Consider the following 10,393-nt stretch of genomic DNA (forward strand, 5'->3'; position numbering starts at 1 on the left):
CAGGCGCGACGGCGGATAAAAAAAGGCGCCATGACTGGCGCCTCAGGACTTGTCCAAAGGAGCAACCCAAAAAGGACAAGTGTATTGCTCGGTGAAAGGCTGCTCAGCCGTTGCCGTTCTTGCGCTCGGCGCATTTGCTGCGGTCGGTCTTCTGCGCTTGCGCTTCCAGTTGTTGCTTCTGCAGGCGCTTTTCGCGCAGTTCTTTCTGCGCGGCGCGGAATTCGGCGTTGTACTGCCAGGAGCGTTCGCTGCCGTCCTGGGCCTGGGTAGTGGCGGCGCCGGTCGCCAGCAGGGCGGCCAGCAGCATCGGGATGATCTTCATGGCAAACCTCTCGGGTTGGCTCGTCGCCGGGGCGAGGTATTCGTCCCGTTTGAGCAAAGAGTAAGAGCGGGCGGATTACCCGAGGGTGAGTGGAAAATTACGTTTCCGATAACTTCGGCGATGCTCCGTCGCATGGCGGAGGAGTCTGCGCGAAGCGCATTAAGTGCGAGTTAAGATTGCGGAAAAGTAATCCCCGCCTCATGTCTGCGTCATTTCCCCGGTTCCAGAATCAGCCCCACGGTCAATGCCGGTTGCGGCAGGACTGCGCGGGGGCGCGATCGACCAGAAGTTCACGCACAGCCAGCGCCGCAAGGCATGGCCGCAGAAGAAAAACAGACATGAACCGATCTGGAGCAATCGCCATGCAAGGGGATGGAAAGAAACGACTGTGGACGCTTCCACTGCTGCTGGGCGCCGGACTGATGGCCTCGGCCGTCGCCGAGGAGAACGCCGAGCGGAGCAAGGAAGGTTTCATCGAGGGCAGCGAGGTCAACCTGCTGCTGCGCAACTTCTACTTCAACCGCGACTTCCGCAAGGGCCAATCGAGCCCGGCGGGCGGCGGCTACACCGAGGAGTGGGTGCAGGGCTTCATGGCCAACTTTTCCTCGGGCTTCACCCAGGGCACGCTGGGCGTCGGCATCGACGCCTTCGCCCAGCTCGGCGTGCGCCTGGACAGCGGCGGCGGGCGTTCCGGCGCCGGCGGTAGCGTCGACCTGCTGCCCTATGACGACCAGGGGCGGCCGCAGGACGACTATTCGCGAGCCGGCGGCGCGGTCAAGCTGCGCTGGTACGGCACCGTGCTGCGGGTCGGCGACGTGTTCCCGGAAACCCCGGTGATCCAGTACGGCAACAGCCGGCTGTTCCCCTCCAGCTTCCGTGGCTTCACCCTGGTCAACGACAGCCTGGCGAAGGGCCTGACCCTGCAGGCCGGCAAGCTGAACTCGATGACCCAGCCGAACAGCACCAGCGGCAGCGACGACTTCTACAGCTTCTACACCGGCCGGCGCATCGACTCGCCGTGGGTCGCCTACGCCGGCGGCGACTACCAGGCCACCGAGCACTGGAGCGTCAGCCTCTACGGCAGCCGCCAGAAGGACGCCTGGGACCAGTACTACGCCGGCACCAGCTTCAACTATCCGCTGGACGACAAGCTGTCCCTGCTCGGCGGCGCCAACTACTACAAGGTCAAGGACCAGGGCAGGCAGGTGATGGGCGAACTCGACAACGACATCTGGAGCGTGCGCGGCGGCTTCGCCTACGGTCCGCACCAGGTGCTGCTGTCGTACCAGCGCAACAACGGCGACGACGACTTCGACTACCTGCGCCAGACCGACTCCATCTACCTGGACAACTCGATCCAGTACAGCGACTTCAACTCGCCCAAGGAACGCTCGCTGATGCTCCGCTACGACCTCGACATGGCCGCCTTCGGCGTGCCGGGGCTGAGCTTCATGACCCGCTATGGCAAGGGCTGGGACGCCGATTATTCGAATGCCAACAGCGTCTACATGCGCACCGACGCCAACGGCAACCCGCTGACCAACCAGGGCCGCTGGGAACGCGACGTGGAGGTCAAGTACGTGGTGCAGGGTGGCGCGGCCAAGGACCTGGCGTTCCGCGTGCGCCAGGCCACCGTGCGCTCCGACAGCTTCGAGTCGGACCTCGACGAAGTCCGCCTGATCGTCGAATACCCGCTGCAAGTCCTCTGAAGGCGCTCTGCGACAGCCCGTTGCTGGCGGCTGCGCGGCGGCGCTGCTACTTTCCTCTGGGTAGGCGGGCCGAAGGGCGGTTCCTGGCCGGGCATGGCTTCGACCTGCCGGTGGGCGCCGCGACCCGAACCTCGGCCACGCCATTCCACCCATGCCGCCCGGGCACCGGCGTGCCCGTGGCAGCCCAGGCTACGGGCGCCGCGTAGCCAGCCAAGCGGGAGTCGACATGGCCTCGTGGACCTTGGTGGACGCCAGTGCGATCGCTGTCCGCCATCCCTACACCTTCTACAAACCGGACGCGGAGACCATCGACCGGGTCGCCGCCGGGGAAAGCGTCAAGCTGATCTTCGCCTTCGATACCGACAACCCCGATGCGCCGCGCGCCGAGCGGCTCTGGGTGACGGTCGAGGGCATCGAGGCGGATGGCGCCTTCAGCGGCCGCCTGGACAACTATCCGCAATACATCCGCGACCTGTCGCTGGGCGAGCGCATCGTCTTCGAGGCGCGGCACATCATCAACACCGAGCACGACCCGCGGGAAACGCCGATCTCGCGCTATGCCCGGCGCTGCTTCGTGACGCGCCGGGTGATAGACGAGGGGAAGGCGGTCGGCTACCTCTACCGCGAGGCGCCGGAAGAGGAAAACGACAGCGGCTGGCGGCTGATGGCCGGCGACGAGTCGGACGACTACATGAATACCGCCGGGACCACCGCCTACGTCAGCCTGGGCTCGGTGCTGAACGCCGACGACAGCATCCTGCCGCTGCTCGACGCGCCGCCGGGACGGGCGTTCGAGCGGCTGGCCGACGGTTCCTTCATCGAGGTGCAGGGACCGGAGGGTTGAGCCTCAGCCTGGCAGCTCGGCGAGGAAACGCTCCAGGCGCTCGGCCAGGGCCAGGTAGTCGTCGGGACTGCGGTTGCTGCCCATCTTTCCCGACCTGACCCGCCTGGCGTCGCTGCGCTCGCGCTCGGCGCGGCTGGCGAGGGCCAGACGCAGGGCGCTGGCCCTCGCCGGCGACTCCTCCAGCAGCGGTCGCGCCATGATCCGCGCGGCGTCGGCGTCGCCGTATTGCAGGGCGAGGAGCACCGTATTCGGGTCGGAGATCGCGCCGAGCCGCAACAGGCGTTCGGCCAGGACCGCATCGAGGTGCGCGGCGCCAATCTGCAGGCTGTCCTGGTGCACCGCGACGCCCTGGTCGAGCAGCCATCTGGCGGCCTCCAGGCGCCCGCGGGCGAGGCAGGCCTCCAGCACACCGCCGCGTCCGCGCAAGGTTTCGGCGAAGTCGCAGCCGGCATCGCGCAGGCGTTGCAGCAGGTCGATGTCGCCGTCTTGCGCAGCTTCGGCCAGGGCCAGTTGACGCAGCCTTGGCTCGGCGGCCAGGCTGCCGTCGGCGAGGGCCGGCCGCCAGTCGAGGATGCGCTGGCGCAGCAGGACTTCCAGGCGGCCCTTCAGCGCCTTGCCGGGCTCCCCGGCGGCCTCCAGGGCGTCCAGCGCTTCCAGTAGCTCGTCGGCCACGCCGCAGGCGTTCTCGGCATCGAACGGATCCTGTTCGAAGGACAACAGGCGGAACAGCCCGCCGACATCGTCGGCCAGGCGCGTCAGCGAATCCTGGTGCAGGCGTCCGGCCCAGGCCGGCGGCAGGCCGTGGCTCCAGGCGATTACCGCGCCATGCTTGGGGCCGGGTTCGACGCAGACGTAGAGCCGCTCCAGGTACTCGAAGCCACCGAACGGCAGGTAGGCCAGCTTGCCGTTCCAGTCGCGGCCTTCTTCTGCCGCGGCTTCCGCCGCCAGCTCGCGCTCGTGTTCGATCCAGCCCCAGAGGTCGTGGTAGCCGTCGCTGTCCGGATAGAACAGTTCGCTGAAAGAGAACGGGTGGCGGTGGCCGTCGTAGTCGACTTCCAGGTCATAGCCGAGGCGCCCGCCGAAACAGGTGCGCCAGAGGCGCAGCAGGTCTTCTGGAATCGGTCCGGCCAGGCCTTCGGCAAGACGCTGGACGTGTTCGGCGGACACCGGCGGTTGGGCGTCGTACACCACGCAGCCGTCGAACACGGCCAGGCGATGGGCCAGCAGGAGTTGGCGTTCGGCGGGGGAGAGTTCCATTCTCTGTGGTCCTGTCGATTCGGGGCGGCCACTCTAGCACGGCGAGGGTGCGCGTTCCGCAACGCCTTGGCTATCATGCGCGGCTTTCCATCCACCCTGGCCGGAGTCCGTCGAACCATGCACACCTTGCAGCAACTGCGCAGCGGCGAACTGGCCGGCGCCACGCGCCTGGACCTGTCCTGCGGCCTGCGCGAGTTCCCCCGGGAAATCTTCGAACTGGCCGACTCCCTGGAGGTGCTCAACCTCAGCGGCAACGCCCTGGACAGCCTGCCGGACGACCTCGGGCGGCTGCATCGTCTCAAGGTGCTGTTCTGTTCCGCCAACGACTTCGCCGAATTGCCGGCGGCGGTGGGTGACTGTCCGGCGCTGAGCATGGTCGGCTTCAAGTCCAACCGCATCGAGCGGGTGCCGGCCGCGGCCCTGCCGCCGGCGTTGCGCTGGCTGATCCTCACCGACAACCGCATCGCCACGCTGCCCGAGGAACTGGGTCGCCGGCCGTTGCAGAAGCTGATGCTGGCCGGCAACCGCCTGGAGGCCTTGCCCGAGAGCATGGCCGCTTGCGAAGGCCTGGAACTGCTGCGGATCGCCGCCAACCGTTTCCAGCGCCTGCCGGCCTGGCTGGCGACGCTGCCGCGCCTGGCCTGGCTGGCCTACGCCGGCAACCCGTTGTGCCGTCTGCCGGCGCTGGCCGACAGCGGCATCGCTGCGCTGGACTGGAGCGAGCTGAGCCTGGACGGTTTGATCGGCGAAGGAGCCTCCGGGGTCATCCATCGCGCCGGCTGGCACCAGCCGGACGGTTCGACGCGCACGGTGGCGCTGAAGCTGTTCAAGGGCGAAGTGACCAGCGATGGCACCCCCGCCAGCGAGATGGCCGCCTGCCTGGCGGCGGGGCGCCATGCGCAATTGATCGAGGTGCTCGGCCAGCTCGCCGGGCATCCGCAAGGGCGCGACGGGCTGGTGCTGGAGCTGCTCGACGACGCCTATCGCAACCTGGCGGGGCCGCCGAGCCTGGAGTCCTGTACCCGCGACGTCTATCCGCCGGGACTGCGCTTCGAGCTGGCCACGGCGCTGCGCCTGGCGGCCTCGCTCGCCGCGTTGATGGCCCATCTGCATGGACGCGGCATCAGCCATGGCGACTTCTATGCGCATAACATCCTCTGGCGCGAGGATGGCGCCTGCCTGCTGGGCGACTTCGGCGCCGCGTCCTTTCTCCCGGACGACGCCGTGCTCGCCGGCGCCCTGCGGCGCCTGGAAGTACGTGCCTTCGCCTGCCTGCTGGAAGAGTTGCTCGAGCGCAGCGAGGCGCCGCCGGGGCAGGCCTCGCTACGTGCGGCGCTGGTCGAGTTGCAGCGACGTTGCGCGCTGCCACGGGTGAGCGAGCGGCCGGACTTCGGCGAGATCCAGGCGATCTTGCGCGACCTTGCCGCTCGCAGCCAGGCGTTTCCTCAAGTTCGATGAATTTGTCCGAAATTGACCGCAGGCTGATAAATATCAACGTAGTTCTAGCGGGCTTGGAGCTAGACTGACAAGTATGTCAGGAACGCGGCCAACGAGGGTAAACATGGATTCCTACGGCGTCACTTTCGCAATCATCGTGCTGGGCATGCTCTTCATCGGCACGGGTTTCACCAAGCGCGACACGCCGTTCGGCCTGTTCCTCATGTGGGTCGGGGTGATCTGCATGCTGGCCATCATCAGCTACCGCATCTATATCCCCCCCCATTACTGAAGCGCCACCCGCGCCTGCAATGGCGGGCGCGGAGGTCCGCCGCTCAGTCGCGCGTCTCGCCCATGGCCCGGGCATAGCCGGACGGGGCGAAGCGCAGGGTCACCAGCAACATCGCCACCACGCTCGCCGCGAGCAGCAGCCAGGAGGCCTGGAAGCTGCCGGTGACGTCGCGCAGCCAGCCGGTCAGGTAGGGCACGATGCCTGTGATGATGAAGCCGATGCCTTGCACGAAGGCCGCCAGGCTTCCCGCCGCACGCGGCTCGTGGAGGTGGTCGAGGGTCAGGGTCAGGCTGAGGGCGAAGCAGGCGCCCAGGCCGTAGCCGATCAACGCCACCCACAGCGCCGCGTGCTGCAGCGGCATCAGCAGCAGGCCGCAGAAGCCGCCGAGCTGGACCAGCAGCGCGGCCAGCAGCCAGGGCCGGCGGTCGAGGCGGCGGCGAATCAGCAGCGGCACGCTGAGCGCGGCGAGCACCTGGAAGATGGTCATGATCCCGACCAGCCCGCCGCTGTCCTGGGCGCTCCAGCCGAGCTGGCGGTAGTACACCGGCAACCAGGCCACCATGCTGGTGTAGCCGCCGTTGATCAGCCCGAAATACACCGCCAGCAGCCAGCCACGGCGATTGCCGAAGAAGTGCCGGACCGGCCCCTCGCCAGCGCTCGGCAGCACCTCCCTTGGCCGCGCGAACATCCACAGCAGCAGCGCCAGCAGGGCCGGTACGGCCCAGGCGCCGAGGCCGGCCTGCCAGTTGGAGAAGTGTTCGGCGATCCGCGGGCTGAGCACCGCCGCGGTTCCGCCGCCGGCCATCAGCGAGGCCGAGTAGAGGCCCATCGCCGCCGGGACCCGCCTCGGGAACCAGCGCTTGACCACGCCCGGTACCAGCGCCTGGATGATCGCCACGCCGCTGCCGGCCAGCGCGGCGCTGGCGATCAGCGCCAGCCCGCTATCCAGTTCCAGGCGCCAGAGGCAGGCTGCGGCGATGGCCAGCAGTCCGCAGACGATGCCGCGGTGCTCGGCCAGCCAGCGCCCGAGCCAGGGCAGCAACAGCGCCACCAGGCCCATGCAGAGCACCGGCAACACCGTCAGCAGCGACGCGCCCTGGAAGCCGAGACCGGTGCCGGCGGTGATTTCCTCGAGCAGCGGGCCGATGCCGGTGAGGATCGGTCGCAGGTTGATGCCGAGGCAGAAGATCACCAGCAGGCCGACCCAACTGACCTCCGCCGCGCCGACGCCGGTGGCGGCCTGGCCGCCGGAAGGGATTCGCGCGCTCATGCCTGGCGTTGCCGCCATTGCCGGTACAGACCCTCTTCGCCGGCAGGACGCAGGGCGCGTAGCGGCAGGCTCTGCCGCTGTGGCGGGCGCGCCATCTCGGCGTAGAGCGTGGCCGTGGACAGGCCGAACGCTTCGCCGTCCTCGTTGGAATAGGCGAACCAGGCCGCCTGGATGCCGCAGAGATGCATGGCGGCCAGACACATCGGGCAGGGATGGCCGCTGGCGTAGATCACACAACCGTCCAGACGCGGGCTGCCGAGCGCCTGACTGGCCTGGCGGATCGCCTGCAGTTCGGCGTGGGCGCTGGGATCGTGGGTCTCGTGGATCTGGTTGACGCCGCGGGCCAGGACCCGCCCGTCGCGCACCAGCACGGCGCCGAACGGGCGGCCGCCGGCCTCGACGTTGGCGCGGGCGAGGGCGATGGCCTCGCGCATGAAGATTTCATCGGACATGTCTTTCTCCTTCGCTTTCATTGGGCGCCGGCGGCCAGCAGCAGCCGCTCGATCCCGCCCTGGCCGCGCTGGCGGGCGTGGGCCAGCGGGCTGACGCCGTCGGCATCGGCCAGGTTGACGTCGGCGCCGGCGTCGATCAGCAGGCGCACGATCTCCTGGTGGCGCGGACCGCCGTCACTCAGCAGGATCGCCTCGAGCAGCCCGGTCCAGCCGAGCTTGTTGACATGGTTGGGATCGACCCCGGCTTGCAGCAGCGTCTTCACCACTTCCACATGGCCGCGTTCGCAGGCCGGGATCAGCGCGGTGCCGCCATAGCGGTTGGTACTCTTCAGGTCGGCGCCGTGGAGCAGGGTCAGGCGCAGGATTTCCAGGCGGCCCTCGGCGCCGGCCAGCAGATACGGGCTGTCGAGCCGGCTGTTCTGCCGGTTGACGTCGGCGCCGGCCTCGATCAACTGGCGCGCCACCGCCAGGTGGTCGTTGGCGGTGGCCAGCAGCAGCGGGGTGCTACCGTCGGCGCTGGGCGCGTCGACCTCGACCTTGCGTTCGAGCAGGCTGGCGACCTGCGCGGTATCGCCGCGACGCGCGGCTTCGAGCAATGCTCCGGCGTCGCTCGCGCCGGCGCCTCCGCTGAATGCTGCGCAGACCAGCATGGTTCCGCTCCTGCATAGATTGGCCAGGGACATGTCGATGGGCTCCGATAGGCGTTGGCGAAAAGTATGGCGTCGATGTCATGTATGCTGAAATTAAATGATGTAATGCCTTTCAGTGGGAGTGTGCATGCTCGATCTGGTCCTGCTCCGTACCTTCGTCAGCGTTGTCGACACCGGCAACTTCACCCGCGCCGGCGAACACCTGCACCTGACCCAGTCCACCGTCAGCCAGCAGGTCATCCGCCTCGAACAGAACCTCGGTTGCCGCCTGCTCGACCGCAGCCAGCGGCAGGTTTTGCCGACCGAGGAAGGCGAGCGTCTGCTTGGCTACGCGCGGCGCCTGCTGCGGCTCTCGGACGAGGCCAGCGAGGCCCTCAGCCCGGCCCATGGCGACGGCGTGCTGCGCCTCGGCGTGCCGGAAGACCTCGCCGGCGAAGTGCTGATGCCGGTGCTGACGCGCTTCACCGAAGAGCGTCCGCGACTGCGCCTGGAGGTCGAGAGCGGTCTCAGCCATCACCTGCTGCGCCTCTATCGCAGCGGCGAGCTGGACCTGCTGCTGGTCAAGCAGTGGGGGGCCGACAGCGACTGCCATGCACGCTGGGCCGAGCCGCTGGGCTGGTTCGGCAGCGCCGCGCGGCCGTTCGGCGAGGGTTCGCCGGAGGAGCCGGTGCCGCTGGTGGTGTTCCCGGTCGGCGCGCTGTATCGCCAGGAGATGATCCATGCCCTGGAGAGCATCGGGCGTCGCTGGCGCATCGGCTATTCCAGCGCCAGCCTGGCCAGCCTGGTGGCCGCGGTCGGCGCCGGACTGGGGGTCAGCCTGCTGCCGCTGGGCTGCGTCGGGCCCGAGCATCGCCTGCTTGGCGCGCAGGCCGGCTTCCCGCCCATCGCTGGCCTGGAGCTGGCGCTCTACGCGCGGCCCGAGCTGGACAGCGCCGGGCGCACCCTCCGCGACCGCCTGCGCGACCTCTGCGATGCACGCCTGGAAGGGTTGCAGGGCGAGCGCTGAGCGCTGTCTCCGGGCTATGATCCGGCTCCCTCAGCGAATGGACACGGAAGCCCGCCACATGTCCCGACCCACCCTGCAAGTCGACCTGCTGGTCGAGTCCTTCAACTACAAGGCCTGGTCTGACCGCCGCACCCTCGATGCCATCGCCCGGATCGACGCCGAGGCGTTTCCGGCCTCGCTGGCCTTCGCCTTGCAACAGCTCAATCACATGGCGATCGTCGAGGAACTGTTCAGGGCGCGCCTGCTGGGCGAGCCGGCGCCCCACCAACAGACCAACAGCGAGGTGGTGCCTGGCTACGACGTCCTGCGTCGCCGGCTGGAGGATTCGGCCGCCTGGTTCGCCGGCTATGTCGCCGAGCTGCCGCTGGAGCGTCGCGGCGAATGGCTGCGCTTCCGCTTCGCCGATGGCCGCGACGGCGGCATGACGCGCCAGGAGATCCTCTTCCATATCGTCAACCATGGCACCTACCATCGCGGCGCCATCGGTCATGCCCTCGACCTGGCGGGCGCGCCCCGGCCGGCGGATACCTACACCCTGTATATCCACTCCGCGCAGCCGGAGCGGCGGGAATAGCCCGCGGCAATGGCCGCCGAGCCTCTACGCCATCGCCGAGAAACGACGTGGGGCTCGACCGAGCCCCCGCGCTGCGCATAAAAAAGCCCCGCGACCAGGAGCTGCAATCGCGGGGCTGGAGTGGCCGATTTCCATCGGCCGGGGGATAGCCGGTTCAGGCGCTGGGTTGCCAGCCACCGCCGAGGGAGCGGTAGATCGCCACGATGCCGCGGTACAGCTCGACCTCGGCCTGGGCCTGGGCATCTTCGGCGGAGAGTTGCTCGCGTTCGGCGTCCAGCAGCACCAGGAAATCGGTGGTGCCTTCGCGGTAGCGGATCGCCGCCTGTTGCGCGGCGGCGCGGCTGGCTTCCGACTGGCGGACCAGCGAGACCAGGCGCTCCTGGCGCTTGCCATAGTCGCTGAAGGCATTCGCAGATTCTTCCAGGGCCAGCAGCACCTGCTGTTCGTAGCTGGCCAGCGCGGCGTCGGCGTCGGCCTTGGCGCCGCGCAGGCGGGCACGCACGCTGCCGAGGTCGAAGGCGGCCCAACTGATGCTCGGGCCGACGCTCCAGGCGCGGGCGGCGCTCGAGCCGATCTGCGA

The 10,393-nt window shown here is 68.5% G+C and carries 11 protein-coding genes and 1 pseudogene; 6 read left to right on the forward strand and 6 right to left on the reverse strand.

The features are described from left to right. Nucleotides 1–103: 103 nt before the first annotated feature. On the reverse strand, nucleotides 104–322 hold the full coding sequence (locus HMPREF2716_RS17550) for a hypothetical protein (protein WP_003120082.1): 219 nt from the start codon (nucleotides 320–322) through the stop codon (nucleotides 104–106). A gap of 362 nt (nucleotides 323–684) precedes the next feature. On the opposite strand from HMPREF2716_RS17550, the gene HMPREF2716_RS17555 reads away from it, so the two are divergent. After that, nucleotides 685–2,031: an OprD family porin gene (locus HMPREF2716_RS17555; RefSeq protein WP_003109544.1), complete on the forward strand. Its 1,347-nt coding sequence runs from the start codon at nucleotides 685–687 to the stop codon at nucleotides 2,029–2,031. Between the two features lie 226 nt (nucleotides 2,032–2,257). Continuing rightward, complete coding sequence (locus HMPREF2716_RS17560) at nucleotides 2,258–2,875, forward strand: immunity protein Imm33 domain-containing protein (RefSeq protein ID WP_003089860.1); 618 nt, start codon at nucleotides 2,258–2,260, stop codon at nucleotides 2,873–2,875. A gap of 3 nt (nucleotides 2,876–2,878) precedes the next feature. Here HMPREF2716_RS17560 and HMPREF2716_RS17565 read toward each other — a convergent pair whose 3' ends face one another. Beyond that, nucleotides 2,879–4,132: an SMI1/KNR4 family protein gene (locus HMPREF2716_RS17565; RefSeq protein ID WP_070621972.1), complete on the reverse strand. Its 1,254-nt coding sequence runs from the start codon at nucleotides 4,130–4,132 to the stop codon at nucleotides 2,879–2,881. Nucleotides 4,133–4,249: 117 nt separating this feature from the next. Between HMPREF2716_RS17565 and HMPREF2716_RS17570 the strand changes: the two genes are divergently transcribed. Both HMPREF2716_RS17570 and HMPREF2716_RS17575 read left to right on the forward strand, forming a co-directional pair. Next, a complete protein-coding gene (locus HMPREF2716_RS17570; protein WP_003162904.1) occupies nucleotides 4,250–5,590 on the forward strand; it encodes a leucine-rich repeat-containing protein kinase family protein in 1,341 nt (446 codons plus the stop codon). 103 nt (nucleotides 5,591–5,693) lie between these two features. Further along, nucleotides 5,694–5,861 carry a hypothetical protein gene (locus HMPREF2716_RS17575; RefSeq protein ID WP_070621973.1) on the forward strand — a complete coding sequence of 56 codons (168 nt, stop codon included), beginning with the start codon at nucleotides 5,694–5,696 and terminating at the stop codon, nucleotides 5,859–5,861. Nucleotides 5,862–5,904: 43 nt separating this feature from the next. On the opposite strand, the gene HMPREF2716_RS17580 is transcribed toward HMPREF2716_RS17575, so the two are convergent. The 3 genes from HMPREF2716_RS17580 to HMPREF2716_RS17590 are packed head-to-tail and all read right to left on the reverse strand — an operon-like array spanning nucleotide 5,905 to nucleotide 8,233. After that, on the reverse strand, nucleotides 5,905–7,131 hold the full coding sequence (locus HMPREF2716_RS17580; RefSeq protein WP_003116872.1) for a CynX/NimT family MFS transporter: 1,227 nt from the start codon (nucleotides 7,129–7,131) through the stop codon (nucleotides 5,905–5,907). Further along, the gene (locus HMPREF2716_RS17585) at nucleotides 7,128–7,583 is read right to left on the reverse strand and encodes a nucleoside deaminase (protein ID WP_003116873.1); all 456 of its coding nucleotides are present in this window, start codon (nucleotides 7,581–7,583) and stop codon (nucleotides 7,128–7,130) included. Before HMPREF2716_RS17585 ends, HMPREF2716_RS17580 begins: the two co-directional genes overlap by 4 nt. Before the next feature lie 17 nt (nucleotides 7,584–7,600). Further along, nucleotides 7,601–8,233, reverse strand: a complete 633-nt coding sequence (locus HMPREF2716_RS17590) for an ankyrin repeat domain-containing protein (RefSeq protein WP_003109549.1) — start codon at nucleotides 8,231–8,233, stop codon at nucleotides 7,601–7,603. Nucleotides 8,234–8,360: 127 nt separating this feature from the next. Here HMPREF2716_RS17590 and HMPREF2716_RS17595 point away from each other — a divergent pair, with 127 nt between their 5' ends. Together HMPREF2716_RS17595 and HMPREF2716_RS17600 are read left to right on the forward strand one after the other, a co-directional pair. Next, nucleotides 8,361–9,239 carry a LysR substrate-binding domain-containing protein gene (locus tag HMPREF2716_RS17595; protein ID WP_003089840.1) on the forward strand — a complete coding sequence of 293 codons (879 nt, stop codon included), beginning with the start codon at nucleotides 8,361–8,363 and terminating at the stop codon, nucleotides 9,237–9,239. A gap of 58 nt (nucleotides 9,240–9,297) precedes the next feature. Next, complete coding sequence (locus HMPREF2716_RS17600; RefSeq protein ID WP_003089838.1) at nucleotides 9,298–9,813, forward strand: DinB family protein; 516 nt, start codon at nucleotides 9,298–9,300, stop codon at nucleotides 9,811–9,813. A gap of 154 nt (nucleotides 9,814–9,967) precedes the next feature. Here the strand turns inward: HMPREF2716_RS17600 and oprN are convergent. Continuing rightward, nucleotides 9,968–10,393: pseudogene (gene oprN, locus HMPREF2716_RS17605) on the reverse strand (multidrug efflux RND transporter outer membrane subunit OprN); the annotation flags it as partial.

It is taken from the genome of Pseudomonas sp. HMSC076A11 (genome assembly GCF_001810205.1).
Taxonomy (GTDB): domain Bacteria; phylum Pseudomonadota; class Gammaproteobacteria; order Pseudomonadales; family Pseudomonadaceae; genus Pseudomonas; species Pseudomonas aeruginosa.